Origin of the sequence: Cellulomonas sp. KH9, from assembly GCF_900114185.1 — a bacterium.
Lineage (GTDB): Bacteria > Actinomycetota > Actinomycetes > Actinomycetales > Cellulomonadaceae > Cellulomonas.
In genome coordinates, this window is sequence record NZ_FOSE01000001.1 from 460,429 (window position 1) to 476,455 (window position 16,027).

14 protein-coding genes are annotated in these 16,027 nt (G+C 74.8%); 7 read left to right on the forward strand and 7 right to left on the reverse strand.

The genetic code is table 11. The features are described from left to right. Nucleotides 1-10: 10 nt before the first annotated feature. Nucleotides 11-1,399: an MFS transporter gene (locus BMZ16_RS02080; protein WP_089797941.1), complete on the forward strand. Its 1,389-nt coding sequence runs from the start codon at nt 11-13 to the stop codon at nt 1,397-1,399. Beyond that, the gene (locus tag BMZ16_RS02085) at nt 1,396-2,397 is read left to right on the forward strand and encodes an alpha/beta fold hydrolase (protein ID WP_177199562.1); all 1,002 of its coding nucleotides are present in this window, start codon (nt 1,396-1,398) and stop codon (nt 2,395-2,397) included. Before BMZ16_RS02080 ends, BMZ16_RS02085 begins: the two co-directional genes overlap by 4 nt. 77 nt (nt 2,398-2,474) lie before the next feature. Here BMZ16_RS02085 and BMZ16_RS02090 read toward each other — a convergent pair whose 3' ends face one another. From BMZ16_RS02090 to BMZ16_RS02105, 4 genes are all read right to left on the reverse strand, one after another. After that, entirely contained in the window at nt 2,475-3,305 is an 831-nt protein-coding gene (locus BMZ16_RS02090) for a MetQ/NlpA family ABC transporter substrate-binding protein (protein ID WP_089797943.1), read from the reverse strand. Between the two features lie 71 nt (nt 3,306-3,376). Then, the gene (locus tag BMZ16_RS02095; RefSeq protein WP_089797944.1) at nt 3,377-4,057 is read right to left on the reverse strand and encodes a methionine ABC transporter permease; all 681 of its coding nucleotides are present in this window, start codon (nt 4,055-4,057) and stop codon (nt 3,377-3,379) included. Next, entirely contained in the window at nt 4,057-5,064 is a 1,008-nt protein-coding gene (locus BMZ16_RS02100; RefSeq protein ID WP_089797945.1) for a methionine ABC transporter ATP-binding protein, read from the reverse strand. The genes BMZ16_RS02095 and BMZ16_RS02100 overlap by 1 nt, the downstream gene beginning before the upstream one ends. A 372-nt stretch (nt 5,065-5,436) precedes the next feature. After that, the gene (locus tag BMZ16_RS02105; protein WP_255366301.1) at nt 5,437-6,315 is read right to left on the reverse strand and encodes a tyrosine-protein phosphatase; all 879 of its coding nucleotides are present in this window, start codon (nt 6,313-6,315) and stop codon (nt 5,437-5,439) included. Nucleotides 6,316-6,466: 151 nt separating this feature from the next. Here BMZ16_RS02105 and BMZ16_RS02110 point away from each other — a divergent pair, with 151 nt between their 5' ends. After that, nucleotides 6,467-7,420, forward strand: coding sequence for an Fpg/Nei family DNA glycosylase (locus tag BMZ16_RS02110; protein ID WP_089798661.1), 954 nt, complete (start codon nt 6,467-6,469; stop codon nt 7,418-7,420). 61 nt (nt 7,421-7,481) lie between these two features. Here the strand turns inward: BMZ16_RS02110 and BMZ16_RS02115 are convergent, their stop codons facing one another. Then, nucleotides 7,482-8,129 (reverse strand): DUF1684 domain-containing protein, encoded by a 648-nt coding sequence (locus BMZ16_RS02115; protein ID WP_089797946.1) that lies wholly within the window; start codon nt 8,127-8,129, stop codon nt 7,482-7,484. Nucleotides 8,130-8,186: 57 nt separating this feature from the next. Next, nucleotides 8,187-8,381 carry a hypothetical protein gene (locus tag BMZ16_RS02120; protein WP_089797947.1) on the reverse strand — a complete coding sequence of 65 codons (195 nt, stop codon included), beginning with the start codon at nt 8,379-8,381 and terminating at the stop codon, nt 8,187-8,189. Nucleotides 8,382-8,464: 83 nt separating this feature from the next. Here BMZ16_RS02120 and BMZ16_RS02125 point away from each other — a divergent pair, with 83 nt between their 5' ends. The 4 genes from BMZ16_RS02125 to BMZ16_RS02140 all read left to right on the forward strand — a co-directional run bounded on the left by BMZ16_RS02125 (nt 8,465) and on the right by BMZ16_RS02140 (nt 14,474). Continuing rightward, the gene (locus tag BMZ16_RS02125) at nt 8,465-9,418 is read left to right on the forward strand and encodes an LLM class F420-dependent oxidoreductase (protein ID WP_089797948.1); all 954 of its coding nucleotides are present in this window, start codon (nt 8,465-8,467) and stop codon (nt 9,416-9,418) included. A gap of 356 nt (nt 9,419-9,774) precedes the next feature. Continuing rightward, entirely contained in the window at nt 9,775-11,604 is a 1,830-nt protein-coding gene (locus BMZ16_RS02130) for a glycosyltransferase family 2 protein (protein WP_089797949.1), read from the forward strand. 15 nt (nt 11,605-11,619) lie between these two features. Further along, on the forward strand, nt 11,620-12,351 hold the full coding sequence (locus BMZ16_RS02135; RefSeq protein ID WP_089797950.1) for an HlyD family efflux transporter periplasmic adaptor subunit: 732 nt from the start codon (nt 11,620-11,622) through the stop codon (nt 12,349-12,351). Between the two features lie 44 nt (nt 12,352-12,395). Then, nucleotides 12,396-14,474, forward strand: a complete 2,079-nt coding sequence (locus BMZ16_RS02140) for a glycosyl hydrolase (protein WP_255366302.1) — start codon at nt 12,396-12,398, stop codon at nt 14,472-14,474. On the opposite strand, the gene BMZ16_RS02145 is transcribed toward BMZ16_RS02140, so the two are convergent. Then, a complete protein-coding gene (locus tag BMZ16_RS02145) occupies nt 14,430-15,938 on the reverse strand; it encodes a glycosyltransferase family 87 protein (RefSeq protein ID WP_143082727.1) in 1,509 nt (502 codons plus the stop codon). The genes BMZ16_RS02140 and BMZ16_RS02145 overlap by 45 nt on opposite strands. Nucleotides 15,939-16,027: the final 89 nt, after the last annotated feature.

The window sequence follows — 16,027 nt, forward strand, 5'->3', positions numbered from 1 at the left end:
GCCTTCGCCCATGGGTCACCCCGCCGCCGAGGCTCCCGTCGACGCCGCCGTCGAGCCCGCACCCGCCCGCCGTCAGATCGCCGCCTGGGCGGCCTGGGACTGGGGGTCGGCGGCGTTCAACGCCGTCGTCACCACGTTCGTGTTCACGACGTGGCTGACGAGCAGCGCGTTCGCCGAGCCGGGTGAGGACCCGGTCGCCGTCACCGCGCTGCACAGCCAGTGGCTCGGCTGGGGTCTCGCGGCGGCGGGCATCCTCGTCGCGCTCACCGCACCCGCGCTCGGCACGCTGGCGGACGCCGGTGGGCGCCGACGTCCCATGCTCGCGGTGACGTCCGGGATCGTGGGCCTGTGCATCCTGGCGCTGTGGTTCGTGCAGCCCGTCGAGGGCGGCATGGCCGACGCGGTCCGGCTCGGCGTCATCCTCCTGGGCATCGGCACCATCGCGTTCGAGATCGGGTCCGTCGCCTACAACGCGCTGCTGCTGCAGATCAGCGGGCCGCGGACGATCGGGCGCGTCAGCGGCATCGGGTGGGGCGCCGGGTACGTCGGGGGGATCGTCCTGCTCGTGATCCTGTTCGTCGGCTTCATCGACCCGGACGTCGGGTGGTTCGGCGTCACCTCGGAGGGCGGGCTGGACATCCGGGTCTCCATGCTCCTCGCCGGCGTGTGGTTCCTGGTCTTCGCGGTGCCCGTGCTCGTGATGGTCCCGGACCGTCGCCGTCCCGGGGCGCCCGCGCGCGTCAGCATCGCCGGGGCCTACGTCGCGGTCGGGCGGCACGTCGCCGAGCTGTGGCGCGGGCGGCGCTCGACCCTGCGGTTCCTCATCGCGTCCGCGGTGTTCCGTGACGGGCTGACGGGCGTCTTCACGTTCGGCGGGGTGCTCGCGGCCGGCTCGTTCGGGTTCTCCGCGAGCGACGTCATCATGTTCGGCATCGCCGCCAACGTCGTCGCGGGCGCGTCGACCATCGGCGCCGGCTGGCTCGACGACCGGTACGGCCCGCGACGGCTGGTCACCTCCGCCCTCGTGGTGCTCGTGATCGCCGGTACCGCCGTGTTCCTGCTGCACGACGCGGGCACGCAGGCGTTCTGGGTCGGGGGCCTGGTGCTCTCGGCGTGCGTGGGGCCGGCGCAGTCCGCGTCGCGCGGCCTGCTGGCACGCCTCGCCGAGCCCGGGCGCGAGACCGAGCTGTTCGGCCTGTACGCCACGACGGGCCGCGCGGCCACCTTCCTCGCGCCCGCCGCGTTCTCGATCGCGATCGGCCTGGGCGGTGCGCAGTACTGGGGGATCCTCGGGATCGTCGCGGTCCTGGCCCTCGGGCTCGTGCTGTTCGTCCCCGTGCGGTACCCGCGCGGGCTGGGCGTCGACGGGCGGCGGGACGTGACGACAGGCGGCGCGTGAGCACCGTGGACCCCGGCTGGCTGCCGGACCGGTTGCTGCCGGGCTACGAGGCCCGGACGCTGCCGGGTCGACGGCCCGCGCCACCGGGCCCGCAGGCGCGTGCGGTCGCCGCCGGGGGCGCCGCGCCCGTGCTGACGCTCGTCCGGCCCGGACGCGCGCCGGCCTCGCCCCGCGGCGTCGTCGTGCACCTGCACGGCTACAACGACTACTTCTTCGCCACCCACCTGGTCGACGTGCTCGCGGACGCGGGCTGGGCGTTCCTCGCCGTGGACGCCCGCCGCGCGGGCCGCTCGTTGCGGGAGGGGGAGGTGCCGCACTACCAGGGCGACCTGCGCGAGCAGGCGTCCGACCTGGGGCAGGCGGTCGCCGCCGCGCGCGCCGCGTGGCCCGGGCTGCCGGTGGTCGTGCACGCCCACTCGACGGGCGGCCTGGTCGCGGCGCTGTGGGCGCACGCCCACCGGGAGCGCGGCGGTGCGGACGCGATGGTGCTCGACAGCCCGTTCCTGTCCGTCGCGCGCTCCTGGGTGCGCCCGGTGCAGGACGGTGCGGTGCGGACCCTGGCGCGCCGGGCACCGCTGCGGGTCGTCGCCCGCAGGCCGTCGCGGTACGCCGCGCGGCTGGCGGAGCGGTGGGACGTCGACACGACGCTCAAGCGCCCGCAGGGGGTGGCCGTGCGGGCCGGGTGGCTGGCGGCGCTGCGCGAGGGGCAGCTGCGGGTGGCCCGCGGGCTCGCCGTGGGTGTGCCCGTGCTGGTCGCGCGGTCGGCGCGCTCGGCCGTCGAGCACGGCGAGGGTGCCGTCGCGGACGGGCCGGCCCTCGACCACGCCGACACGGTGCTCGACGTCGCGACCATCGCCGCGCTCGCCCCGCGGCTGGGGACGGACGTGCGCGAGGTCGTCGTCGACGGGGGCGTGCACGACCTGGCGCTGTCGCTGGACGGGCCGCGCGCGGTGTACCTGGGCGCGGTGGTGGAGTTCCTCGACGCCGTCGCGCGCTGACGGGACCACGCACGGCGAGGGCCGGACCCCTCCCGGTGGAGGTGGCCCGGCCCGTGCCGTGCTGCGTGTTGCGTGCGTCAGAAGGCGGGGACGACCTCGCCGTCCGGCCAGCGCTCCTCGATGAAGGCGCGGACCTCGTCGGAGTGCAGCAGCTCGTCGAGCGTGACGAGCGCCGGGTCGTCGAGGTCCTCCGTGCGGACCACCACGACGTTGGCGTACGGGTTGTCCTCGCCCGACTCGAGCAGGATCGCGTCCGTCGCCGGGTTCAGCCCGGCCTCCAGCGCGTAGTTGCCGTTGATGATCGCGATGTCGACGTCGGCCAGCGACACGACGAGCTGCTCGGGTGCCGTCTCGACGAACTCCAGGTTCTTCGGGTTCTCGTCGATGTCGAGCAGCGTGGGGTCGCCGTCGGTCTCGTCGAGCGTGATGAGGCCGGCGTCGACCAGCAGGTCGAGCGCCCGTCCCTGGTTGCCCGGGTCGTTGGTGATGCCGACGACGCCGCCGTCGGCCAGGTCGTCGAGGTCCTCGATCTTCTCGGAGTAGATGCCGTACGGCTCGATGTGCACGCCGTCGTAGTGGTCGAAGTCGAAGCCGTTCTCCGCGATCTGCGCGTCGAGGTACGGCAGGTGCTGGAAGAAGTTGGCGTCGATCTCGCCCTCGGCGAGTGCCGTGTTGGGCAGCACGTAGTCGGTGAACTCCTGGATCTCCAGGTCGATCCCGGCGTCCTTCGCGAGCTCGTCCTGCACGAACTGCAGGATCTCCGCGTGCGGAACGGGGCTGGCGCCGATGGTGATCGTGGTCAGCCCGCCCTCCGACGGCTCGGCGGACTCGGTGCCACCGGCGGAGCACCCCGTCATCACCAGGGCCGCAGCGGACAGGACGGCGGCGGCGCGGACGGTTCTCTTCATCTCAGGTGTTCCTCTCGGTGTGCCCCCGGGTGCGGGGCGGGTCTGGGGCGGCAGGGCGCGGACGGGCGCGCTCACCGGTGGTCGAGGCGGCGCGCGACGGCGTCGCCGACCAGCTGGACGACCGTGACCAGGACGATGATCACGACGACGGACGTGTAGAGGACGACGGGGTCGAACCGCTGGAAGCCGTAGGTGATGGCGAGGAAGCCCAGGCCGCCGCCCCCGATCGCGCCGACCATCGCGGAGAACCCGATGAGCGCGATGACGGTGACGGTGAATCCCGAGACGATGGCGGGCAGCGCCTCGCGCACCAGCACGGACCGCAGGATCTTGGGCGTCGTCGAGCCCATGACCCGCGCGGCCTCGACCTTGCCCGGTGCGACGTCCCGCACGGCGGTCTCGACGAGGCGGGCGAAGAACGGGATGGTGCCGATGCTCAGCGGCACGACCGCGGCCTCCCAGCCCAGGGACGTCCCGACGATCGCGCGGGTCAGCGGGATCACGGCGACGGCGAGGATGATGAACGGCAGCGAGCGCAGCACGTTGACGACGAACCCGAGCACCGCCGACAGCGGGCGGTTCGGCAGCAGGCCGTCCGCGGCCAGGGAGCGCAGCAGGAGCCCGAGCGGCAGCCCGACGACCGCGGTGATGAGCGCGGACAGGCCCACCATCTGCAGCGTCTCGAGCGTCGCCTCGGGCAGCTTCTCGGTGATGACGCGGTTGGTCGTGAGCTCGATCCACAGGTCGCCCATCACGCCACCTCCTGCCCGGCGTCGTCCGCGGCGGGCGCCGCGAGGGGGTCGAGCCCGGCGGCGCGCAGCAGCGCCACGACCTCGTCGGTCCGCTCCTGCGGCGTGTCGACGAGGAGGCGGCCGACGCGCAGCGTGCCCAGCGGCTCGACGGTCGCGGACAGCACCTCCACGTCGTCGCCGAGGGCCGCGACGGCGCCGAACGCGGTGGCGGTGCTGACGGCGTCGGTCGCGAAGACGGCCTCGACCAGGCGGCGGCGACGACCGGGCGGCACGTCGGGCACGGGGACCAGGGCGCGGGACAGCGGGGAGCCGACCTGCGTGACGACCTGTGCGAGGGCGCCGGACTGCACGATCCGCCCGTGCTCGAGCAGCGTCGCCGCGTCGCACGTCTCACGTACGACCGACGGCTCGTGGGTGATGACGACGACCGTGATGCCCAGCCGGTCGCGCAGGTCGCTGACCAGGCCGAGGATCTGCCGGGTGGTCTCGCCGTCGAGCGCGGACGTGGGCTCGTCGCACAGGAGCACGGCGGGCTCGGTGGCCAGCGCGCGGGCGATGCCGACGCGCTGCTTCTGCCCGCCGGACAGCTGCGCCGGGTACGCGGAGGCGCGGTGGCCCAGGTCGACGAGGTCGAGCAGCTCGGCGACCCGGGCGGCGCGCTGCGCGCGGCGCACGCCGGCGACCTCCAGGGGGTACGCCACGTTGTCGGCGATGGTGCGCGAGTCGAGCAGGTTGACGTGCTGGAAGACCATGCCGGTCTTGCGGCGGGCGGTGCGCAGCCGGTTCTCCGCCAGGTCGGAGATGGTCACGCCGTCGACGGTGACGGTCCCGGCGGTCGGACGCTCGAGGCCCGTCAGGCACCGGATGAGCGTGGACTTGCCGGCGCCCGACCGTCCGACGATGCCGTGCACCGTGCCGCGCTCGACGGTGAGGTCGATGCCGTCGAGCGCGACGACGTCGCCGTCGGGGGACGGGTAGACCTTGCGGAGGCCGGACAGCTCGATCACGGGAGGTCCTCGGGGGTCGCGCCGCACTGCCGGCCGGGGGCCGGTCGGCGGCGGGTGGGGTGACCCGGGCGCGGGTGCGCGACGTGCGGGTCAGGGGAGCGCGCGGGGCGCGCGGGGGGCCGCGGTCAGCGACACATTCGGCCACGACACATGCCGGCGGCGACGGCGGGGGCCGTGCGCGGGGCGGGCGTGTCGTGGGTGGCCATGGTCGTCATGGAAGCACGCGGCCTGCGTTCGGCCAAGTCGTCCCATAACGCGAGACGCCCGCCTCGTCGACGACGCCCGGATGCGCTGGGTGTCAGTGCAGGTCAGAAGCCTCTATCGGGTCGTTCGTCACGGGCCGAGGGTGGCTGTCTCGGATCGTGGACGGTGTCAGGCCGTGGTGAGGTGGTCCCGCAGCGCCGCGACCTCGACGTCCGTCAGACCCAGCCCGTCGCGCAGGTACCCCGCGAACGACCCGAAGTGCTCGGTCACCGCGCCGAGGGCCGCGTCGAGGTACTCCTCGCGCACCTCCAGCAGCGGGACCAGCAGCGCCGGGTCGCCCCCGACGTCCGCGAAGCCCTGCAGGAGCGGCCCGTACATCGCCCGCAGCGCGGGGTTCACGGCCAGGTACTCCTCGCGCGCGACCGCCTCGTCGACGCCGGCCGCGAGCAGAAGCACGGTCGTCGCCCACCCGGTGCGGTCCTTGCCCGCGGTGCAGTGGTAGAGCACCGGTGTGGACCCGGGGTCGAGGAACCGGCGCAGCAACGTGGCGTACCCCGTGCGCCCGGACTCCCCGACGACCAGGTCGACGTACGTGCGCTGCATCTGGGCCGCGGGGTCCAGCGCCGCGAGGAGCTGCGACGCCTCCTGCGGCCGGCGCAGCAGCTCGCCCAGGTCCGCCGCCGGGGCCTGCGTCGTGGCCTGCAGGACGTCGGCGTGCACACCGTGCGCACCCGGCGGCAGGACGTCGGGGGCAGCGGCCCGCTCGGCCGCGGTCCGCAGGTCCACGACCGTGCGCACCCCGAGACCGCCGACGACCGGGTCGTCGGCGATCGCCGCGGACCGCAGCTCGGCGGACCGCAGCACCAGGCCGCGGCGCACCTGCCTGCCGTCGGCGGTGGGCCGTCCGCCGACGTCGCGCAGGTTCGCGACCGTGTCGGACGCGATGCTGTGCGGGTCGGCCGTCGCGGTGGCCCCGTGGGCGGCGGGCACGGGCTCGCCCGTCGGGGTCGTCGGCGGGTGCGGGGGCAGCGTCGCGTCGTCGTCCACCCCGCGACCCTCGCACACCCCGGCGCCGCGGCACACCCCGGCGCCGCGGCACACCCCGGCGCCGCGGCACACCCGCCGCGAGGGCACGGCCGCCGCGCCCTCGTCCGCACACCCGCGGTCACCCGGGCGGAGCCGTCGTAGGGTGGCGGCCGTGCCGGAGGGTCATACCGTTCATCGGGTCGCGCGCCAGCTCGCCCTCGACCTCGTCGGGCGGCCCCTGGCCGTCAGCTCGCCCCAGGGGCGGTTCGCCGCGGGCGCCGCGCGCCTGGACGGCCGCACGATGACCGGGGCCACCGCCGTCGGCAAGCAGCTGTTCTGCACGTTCGACACCGCCGACGTGCTGCGCGTCCACCTGGGGCTCTACGGCGCCTGGGACCTGTACGGCGACGTCAGCCCCCTGGGCGACGGCGAGCGGGTGCGGGGCAGCCTGGGGGCCCCGCGCGTGCGGCCGGGGTCCGTCATGGACGCGCAGCCCTCGACGCGTCGCCTGCGCCTGGGGGAGGACGAGTCCGAGCACGCCACCGCGGACGACGCGTGGCCGCCGCCCCCGCTGGGGCAGGTGCGGGTGCGCCTGGACTCCGGGCCGGTCGTCGCGGACCTGCGCGGACCGTCGGCGTGCGAGGTGCTGACGGCCGACGAGGCGGCGGCCGTCCGCGCGCGGCTGGGCCCGGACCCGCAGGACGTCGCGGACCTCGACGCCGCCGGTGAGGTCGTCGTCGAGCGCGTGACGCGCCGGCAGGTGGCCGTGGGGCAGCTGCTCATGGACCAGTCGGTGGTGGCCGGGATCGGCAACATCTACCGGGCGGAGCTGCTGTTCCGCGCCCGGCTGGACCCCTGGACGCCCGGGCGGCGGGTCCCGGCCGAGGTGGTCCGCGGGATCTGGCGGGACTGGGTCGTGCTGCTGGCCGACGGCATCCGGGACGGCGTCATGCTGACCCGGGAGGACCTCGACGACGCGGGGCGCCTGGCCGCCCGCCACGACCCGACGCTGCGGCACTGGGTCTACGGCCGCGGCGGCCTGCCGTGCCGGGTGTGCGGCACGCCCGTGGTCGTCGAGGAGATGGCGACCCGCAAGCTGTACCGCTGCCCCGTCTGCCAGGTCTGAGCGCGCGGGGTCCGGGCGCGCGGGGCCCGGCCGCTCCGGACCACCGCGACGGCCTCCGGGCTCAGTCGACCGGTGCGTCCCCGGGCTCCGGCGTCCGCTCGCCGACGGGCACCGGCGCGGCCAGCGTGTTGGCGCGCGTGGCCAGCGGGCACGCCCAGGTCGGGTCGTACGCGCACGACGGGTTGTAGGCGAAGTTGAGGTCGACGACCAGGCGGCCCACCCGGTCGCACCCCAGGTCGGCCCCCTTGACCGTGTCGAGCACGTAGCGCCCGCCGCCGAACGTGCCGTGCCCGGCCAGCGCGTCGCGCACGGGCAGGAACAGCCCGCCGCCGTACCCCCGCAGCGACCACAGCGTGAGGCGTCCGAGGTCACCCAGCACCACGGTCCCGACACGGTCGAACCCGACGACGCCGTCCGTGCCGGTGGCGACGTCCAGGCGCTGCGGGCCGGCCGGCTCGACGCCCACCTCGAACCGGAAGCGCGGGTCGTACGGGGCGACGTCGAGGCCCGCGAAGTCGGCGCGTGCGTCGGGGCTCAGCGGGGACGCGGGGTGGAACGCGAACAGCTCGTCGCGCTGCTGGACCCACACGGCGTGCGCGGCGGCCGGGTCCTCCACGGCCAGTGCCCGCACCTCCGCGTAGGTCTGGGACGTGCGCCGTCGCCAGTCCGTGACGTCCAGGGCGGCGCTGAGCGGGGTGGCGGCGTGCACGTCCCCACCGTCCCAAGTCCGGCGGGGTCGCGCACGTCGAACGCGTCGGGGCGGCCCTCAGCGGGTGCGCCGCACGCGCCGCACCTCGCGCAGCGCGAGGAGGCCGGCGAGGGCGGCCGGCACGAGCGCGGCGGGCCGCCCGCGCACGGCGACGACCAGGCACACCAGCACGAGCACCACGCACCCGGTGACCAGCAGGAGAGAGGACCACGACAGGGTCCGCGGCCTGCGGTCGGACGTCCACCTGCGCACGGGGCGACGCTACCGCGACGGCCCCGGGTGCGGTCCGCGCTCCACGGCGGGAGCCGTCCGGGTCCGCGTGCGAGGGTGGCGGCATGGATCTGCGCATCTTCACCGAGCCCCAGCAGGGCGCCACGTACGACGACGTCCTCGCGGTCGCCCGCGCCACCGAGGACCTCGGCTTCGACGCCTTCTTCCGCTCCGACCACTACCTGGCGATGGGTGACGGCGACGGTCTGCCCGGCCCCACCGACGCCTGGACGACGCTCGCCGGCCTCGCGCGCGAGACGAGCCGCATCCGCCTGGGGACCCTGGTGTCCTCCGCGACGTTCCGGCACCCCGGGGTGCTCGCGATCCAGGTCGCGCAGGTCGACCAGATGTCCGGTGGCCGCGTGGAGCTGGGCCTCGGCGCCGGCTGGTTCGCCGCCGAGCACGCCGCGTACGGCATCCCGTTCCCGGCCAAGCGCTTCGGCCTGCTCACCGAGCAGCTCGAGGTCGTCACCGGGCTGTGGGGCACGCCGGTGGGCGAGACCTTCTCCTTCGCGGGCGAGCACTACACGCTGACGGACTCGCCGGCCCTGCCCAAGCCGGTGCAGCGCTCGCCGCTGGACCCGTCGCGTGCCGGCGTCCCGGTGATCGTCGGGGGCGATGGCCCCACCCGCACACCGCGGCTGGCCGCGCGGTTCGGCGCCGAGTACAACCAGTCGTTCCCGGAGATCGCGGCGGTGCCCGGTCGCATCGCGCACATCCGCGAGGCGTGCGTCGAGGTCGGGCGGGACCCGGAGACGCTCGTGCAGTCGGTCGCGCTGGTGCTGTGCGTCGGCCGGGACGAGGCCGAGCTGGCGCGCCGCGCGGCGGCGATCGGCCGTGAGGTCCCCGAGCTGCGGGAGCACGGCATCGCGGGCACCCCGGACGAGGCCGTCGAGCGGCTGACGTGGCTGGCCGAGCAGGGCGTGCAGCGGGTGTACCTGCAGGTCCTGGACCTGGCGGACCTCGAGCACCTGCAGCTGGTGGCCGACGCCGTCGCGCCGCACCTGCCGCAGGGCTGAGGCCTCGCGGGCTCCCTGCGGGGCGCCCGGAATGTCCGGATGGTGGGACGGGCCTGCTCGGGCCCGAAAGTTCACAGGACGGACATATCCGGACGTCCCCGCAGGTGAGAGCGTTCCCAGGGGGCCGCGAACCTGGTCGAGCACCCCCGTTCGGCCCTGTTCCGCCGCCCTCGGATGTGACTCCCGGGGCGCAACGCTCCTACCGTCGGGCACATCCACGGGGACGAAACCCCCGATCGGGAACGTTCCGGTCGGTGTCACCGTGAACCGGACGCCAACGAGGCCGTCGCGACCGTGACGTCGGCCCCGATCCCGGGGACGTCGTCGCACCTCACGACGACACCCAGGGGGCGCACGTGGCCACGACCTTCGACCGACTGATCCTCGACCCGCGGCGGACGGACGACACCCGGGCCCGGCCGCACACGCGCCGGGCCCCCGAGAACGAGGCGGCGCAGAGCCCCTCGCTCATGCTGCTGGTCCTGCTGGCCGCGGCGGGCATCCTCGTCTACGCCGTCTTCCTGCTGAACCCCGGCAACCGGGGCGACTGGCTGCCGTACGCGCTGGTCATGACCGCCGAGTCGATCCTCATCCTGCACGGGCTGCTGGCGATGTGGACCGTGCTGTCGTCGGGCTGGAACCCGCGCGGCTTCGCCTTCCACCACGCCCAGGAGCGGCTCTACGACCTCGCGGAGATCCTGCGCGACGGCGCGGAGGACGAGCCGTGGCGCTGGCAGATGTACCTCGAGGACCGCCCGCTCGCCGTCGACGTCTTCATCACGACCTACGGCGAGGACCTCGGCACCATCCGCCGCACCGTGTCGGCCGCCGTGCGGATGCAGGGCAAGCACGCCACCTGGGTGCTCGACGACGGCCGCTCGGACGACGTCCGCGACCTGGCCGCCGAGCTCGGCGCCCGGTACGTCCGCCGCCTGTCGAGCGGCGGCGCCAAGGCCGGCAACATCAACCACGCCCTGTCCCTCACCCGCGGCGACTTCTTCGTCGTCCTCGACGCGGACTTCGTGCCGAAGCCCGAGTTCCTCCACGAGACCGTGCCGTTCTTCGCCGGGTCCGACGTCGCCTTCGTCCAGACGCCGCAGACGTACGGCAACTTCGACACCGTCATCAGCCGCGGTGCGGGGTACATGCAGGCGGTCTTCTACCGGTACGTCCAGCCGGGCCGTAACCGGTTCAACGCCGCCTTCTGCGTCGGCACCAACGTCATCTACCGGCGTGCGGCGGTCGACTCGATCGGCGGCATCTACACCGACTCGAAGTCCGAGGACGTGTGGACCTCCCTGATGATGCACGAGCAGGGCTGGCGCACCGTCTACATCCCCACCACGCTCGCCGTCGGGGACACCCCCGAGACAGTCGAGGCGTACACCAAGCAGCAGCTGCGCTGGGCCACCGGCGGGTTCGAGATCATGCTCACCCACAACCCGCTGTCACCGAGGCGCAACCTCACGATGGACCAGCGCATCGCGTACTTCGTGACCGCCACCCACTACCTCACGGGCATCGCACCGCTGCTGCTGCTGCTGGTGCCGCCGCTCGAGATCTACTTCGACCTGTCACCGATGAACCTCACGCTGACGCCGGCGATGTGGGCGATGTACTACGCGGGCTTCTACGTCATGCAGATCCTGCTCGCGTTCTACACGCTCGGGTCGTTCCGGTGGGAGGTCCTGCTGCTGGCGTCCGTGTCGTTCCCCATCTACGTGCGCGCCCTGGTGAACGCCGTGCTGGGCCGCGAGCAGGCGTGGCACGTCACCGGACGCAAGGGCGCCTACCGCTCACCCTTCGCGTTCATGCTCCCGCAGGTCCTGGTGTTCCAGTTCCTGCTCGTGACGACCCTCGTGGCGCTGTGGAAGACCCACACGTCGGGCGTCTTCACCCTGGCCCTGGCGTGGAACGCCACGAACACCGTCATCCTCGGCGGCTTCATCATCACCGCCTGGCGGGAGGGTCGGCGCGCCCGTGCCGAGACACGCACGCAGCGGCGTGCCGACGCCCTCGCCGCCCGCACGACCGCCGCACAGGCGGCCGAGGCCGCCCTGCTCGGCCTCGACCCCGCCGCGGCTCCCGCCGCGGTCCCGTCCGACCACCGCAGCCGCCGCGCCTCCGCCGCGCTGCCCGCTGCGCCGGCGGCCACCGAGTCGCGCGCCGACTTCCCGCCCCGCTGACCGAGAGGTGATCCCATGACCTGGGCCAGCCGCATCCGCCTGCTCGCGGGCACGATCCTCGTGCTCGTCGTCGCCGCCCTGGCGACCTACCACCTCAACGAGACCCGGGGCCGCGCCACCAGCGCCTCGGCACAGATCCTCGCCGAGTCCTACGCCGTCGGGACGCCGTACGCCGGGCTGGTCGCCGACCAGCTCGTCGACGTCGGCGACGACGTCGTCGAGGGCCAGCCGCTCTTCGTCATCGACTCCGCCGCCCTCACCTACGACCGGGCGCACGGCTTCGTCACCGAGCCCCCCGAGTTCACGCAGGTCGACGAGCACGGCCGCCTGGTCGTGCTCGCCAGCGGGGACGGCCGCCTCACGCAGATCACCGGGCAGCGCGGCACCTTCGTGCCGTCCGCCTCGACGCTCGCGACCGTGCAGCGTGCCGACACCCTCTACGTGCAGGGGGAGTACACGCTGACGGCGAAGGAGTACTCCCGGCTGCCCGACGGCGCGGACGTCACCATCACCCTGCCCAACGAGACCGCGCTGCAGGGCACGGTCGAGCGCGTCGAGGTCACCACGGTCGCGGGCCAGGCCCAGGCGGTCGTCCGCATGACCTCCGAGGCGCTCGAGGACGGGTCCGACAACGGCCTGGTGTCCGCCGGCACCCCGGTGGTCGCGCAGATCGAGCTGACCAACGAGGGCATGGTGACGACCGTCGCCGGCAAGGTCCGCACCTACGTCGAGGGGCTGCTGCGATGACGGCCGCCCGCACGGGGCTGCCGGCCACCGGGAGAGGTCGCCGGATGCTCGTCGTCGGAGCGCTCGTCGCTGCCGTCCTGGTCGCCGCGCTGCTCGTCGCGCGGCCGTGGTCCGGGGGAGGGGCCGCACCCGCGGCCGGCGCCCCCGGCGGCGGCGCTCCCGGCGCCCCCGTCACGGGGCCACCGGACGCCTCACCGCCGGAGGTCGACACCGCGGCGCTGACCGGTGCGCTCGTCCAGGCGGCGGACGCCACGATCGACCCTGTGCGTCTCGCCGACGGGGTCGCGCCGCCGTCGAACCGCTGGTACTCGGGGCTCGTCTTCGGCAAGGAGCCGCAGCCGGTGTTCCCGCTGCCGCTGTCCTTCGGGCTCACCGCCGGCGGGTTCACCGTCGGGCTGCCCGACCCGGTGACCAGCGCCCGGGCCGTCGTCGGACCGCACGTGCCGGCCGTCACGGTCGACGTGGGGGCCGCGTCCGCCCAGGTCGTCGCGGCGGACCCCGTCGCGGTGACCACCCGCCTGCTCGACGCCGCGGGCGATCCGCTCGGTGACGTCACCGTCGCCGCGGGCTCGCCGTTCGTGTCGTTCACCGCGGCGACGGACGTCGAGGTCGCCGCGGGCGAGGGGTTCGACGCCCTCACCGACGGTGTCGCCACCGCCGAGGTCGGCGGCACCACCTGGGGCCTGGCCGCCTCGGCCGGGTCGCTCGCCGACGGCACGCTCGTGCTGCCCGCGGGCGCGACGGCCGCCTGGTACGCGCTGCCCGACGACGCGTCCGACGACGCGGCCGAGGTGCTCGCCGCCGCCGCCGTCGACCCCGTCGTGGGCGTGGACGTCACCTACGGCGTCGGCGACGACGTGGCCCGCACGACGCTCACCTACCGCACCGCCGGGTCGACGTCCACCGCGTACGTGCTCATGCGGCACCACACCACCGGCAGCCAGCCGGACCGCGACGGGTGCGGCCTGGGGACGTACCGCAGCGTGCACGGGACCCTGGAGCTGTGCGCGGGGTCGACGCTCACGTCCTACGCCCCGACGCTGCGCCCGACCGGTGCGCTCGACCTCGACGGGATCCCGGCGGAGCGGCGCGACGCGGTCCTCGCGCAGCTCGAGAAGGACGTGGCCGGGACGGAGGCGTTCGCCTCCGACACCTACTTCGGCGGCAAGCACCTGTACCGCGCGGCCACCCTCGTCGTGCTGGGTGAGCAGCTCGGGGCCGACGACCTGGTGGCCGACCTGCGCACCCGGGTGTCGGACGCGCTGCGGGAGTGGTCCGAGCCCACCGGCTGCGACGAGCGCGACGCGCGCTGCTTCGTCTACGACGCGGCGGCCCGGTCCGTGATCGGGCGGACCCCGTCCTTCGGGTCCGAGGAGCTCAACGACCACCACTTCCACTACGGCTACCTGCTGTCGGCCGCCGGGCTGCTGGGTGCCGACGACCCGGACCTGGTCGACGACGTGGCCCCGGTCATGGACGTGCTCGCGGCCGACATCGCCGCCGCGCAGCCGTCCGACGAGCTGCCGCAGCTGCGCACGTTCGACCCCTACGCGGGCCACGCGTGGGCGTCGGGCACGTCACCGTTCGCCGACGGCAACAACCAGGAGTCCGCGTCGGAGGCCGTCAACGCGTGGAACGGCGTCGGGCTGTGGGCCGAGGCGTCCGGCCAGGACGACCTGCTGACCCAGGCGACGTGGCTCGCGTCCGCGGAGGCCGCGTCGGCGCGCGACTACTGGACCGACCCCGACCTCGACGACCCCGTCATGGACGGCTTCGAGCACCGCGTCGTCGCCCTCAACTGGGGCGGCAAGCGCGACTGGGCCACGTGGTTCAGCGCCGAGCCCAGCGCGATGCTGGGGATCCTGCTCATCCCGATGGGCCCGGTGTCCGACTACCTGGCCGTCGACGTCGACCCGGAGACGATCCGGGCGGCGGTCGAGGAGGCGTCACCCGACGGCCCCGACGTCATGTTCGGCGACTACCTGCTGATGTACCGGGCGCTCGCCGGCCCGCAGGATGCCGCGGCGGCCTGGCAGGACGCGCTCGACCTGCCGGACACGTCGATCGACGACGGCAGCTCACGCGCGTACCTGCTGGCCTGGCTCGTCGCCCACGGCGCCTGACGGGTCGGCGCCCGGTGTCCCCTCGGTGGCCGGACCCTCTCCGGCCACCGGGGGCACCCGTGGGACGCGCGCGAGGTGCACCACCGTGACGACGAGCAGCACGACGAGGGCGACGTTGCGCCCCACCAGCACCATCGTGCTCAACGGCTGGCCACCCATCACGAGCGGGTAGTACCAGGGGTAGACCCACTGGGTCGCGCCCGCGACGACCGCCACCGCCACGGCGGTGGCGCGCCAGCGCGGCAGCCCGAACGCCAGGGCTGCCGCCACGGGCGGCGCCAGCCAGGAGATGAACTGGGGGCTGCCGACCTTGTTGGCGACGATCAGCACGAGCGTGAGCGCGAACGTGCCGCGGACCACGAAGTCGGCGCGCACCGCGGCGTCGGACCACAGGTGCTGCCCCTCGCGCCTGCGCCGCCACCACAGCAGGGCGGTCGTCAGCAGCACCGCGATCGGCAGGACGGCGCCGAGCACGTCGGCCGCGGCCTGCGTGCCCGGCCCGTAGATCTCGACCGAGATGATGTCGGGGTTGAACTCCCGGCGGATCGTCGGGGTCCACAGCCCGGCCACGAGCCAGCCGGTCGCGGCCACGGACTCCACCTGCAGGCCGCGCTCGCCCTGCGTGCGGACGAACGACAGCACCTCGTCGCCGCCGCTCAGCGCGACGACCGTGCCGACCACCACGGCGCACACCAGCACCGCCGGCTGGACGACGTCCCGCCAGGGCCGGCGGGAGGCCAGCAGCAGGGGGATGATCGCCGCACCCGGCGAGACCTTGATCCAGGCCGCGGCGGTGATCAGCACGGCCGACGTGCGCGGGTGCGTCAGCGCCACCAGCAGGGCGACCACCGTCATCGGGGCGATCACCGCGTCGAGCCTGCCCATCGCGACGGGGCCCAGCAGCAGCAGGAACGCGATCCACCAGGTCGCCGCGAGGTGGCCCCGACGCCGGCGCAGCAGCATCGCCACGGCCACGGCGTCGAGGACGGTCACCAGCGCGCACCATCCGAGCGTGTACGCCACGGTGGACGTGGTGCTCACGACGGCGGGGACCAGGATCGGCAGCAACGCCCCCGCGGGGTACACCCACGCCCCGTCCAGCACGGGCCACTGACCGTACTCCAGACCCGTCTGCGCCCACGAGCGGTACAGCTCGACGTCGGTGTACGCGCCCGCCATCGGTCCGGTACCCAGGTGGGCGCCCCACACGTGCACGGCCACGAAGAACAGCCACACCAGCGCGTCACGCGCCAGGCGGGGCCCGCGGGGCGGCGCGGACGGCACCGGGTCCGTCGGTCCGGCGGGAGCCGGGGGAACGGCGGGTGGCTGGGCGGCGGCGGCCGCGGGTGGCTGGGCGGCGGCGGCCGCGGGTGGCTGGGCGGCGGCGGCCGCGGGTGGCTGGGCGGCGGCGGCCGCGGGTGGCTGGGCGGCGGCGGGCGCGTCGGGGCCCGGGGCTGTCGTCACGGAGGTTCTCCCGGGTCGGTGAGCGCTGCTGGACCACGGTACGGGAGGCACGCCCGCAGCACGAGAGCCGTAACATTTCGGGCAACGGC

Excerpts from the sequence above, each read along its gene's own strand:
- BMZ16_RS02135 (WP_089797950.1), top strand. The coding sequence starts at position 11,620 with ATGACCTGGGCCAGCCGCATCCGCCTGCTCGCGGGCACGATCCTCGTG.
- BMZ16_RS02080 (WP_089797941.1), top strand. The coding sequence starts at position 11 with ATGGGTCACCCCGCCGCCGAGGCTCCCGTCGACGCCGCCGTCGAGCCC.
- BMZ16_RS02140 (WP_255366302.1), top strand. The coding sequence starts at position 12,396 with ATGCTCGTCGTCGGAGCGCTCGTCGCTGCCGTCCTGGTCGCCGCGCTG.
- BMZ16_RS02095 (WP_089797944.1), bottom strand. The coding sequence starts at position 4,057 with ATGGGCGACCTGTGGATCGAGCTCACGACCAACCGCGTCATCACCGAG.
- BMZ16_RS02125 (WP_089797948.1), top strand. The coding sequence starts at position 8,465 with ATGGATCTGCGCATCTTCACCGAGCCCCAGCAGGGCGCCACGTACGAC.
- BMZ16_RS02090 (WP_089797943.1), bottom strand. The coding sequence starts at position 3,305 with ATGAAGAGAACCGTCCGCGCCGCCGCCGTCCTGTCCGCTGCGGCCCTG.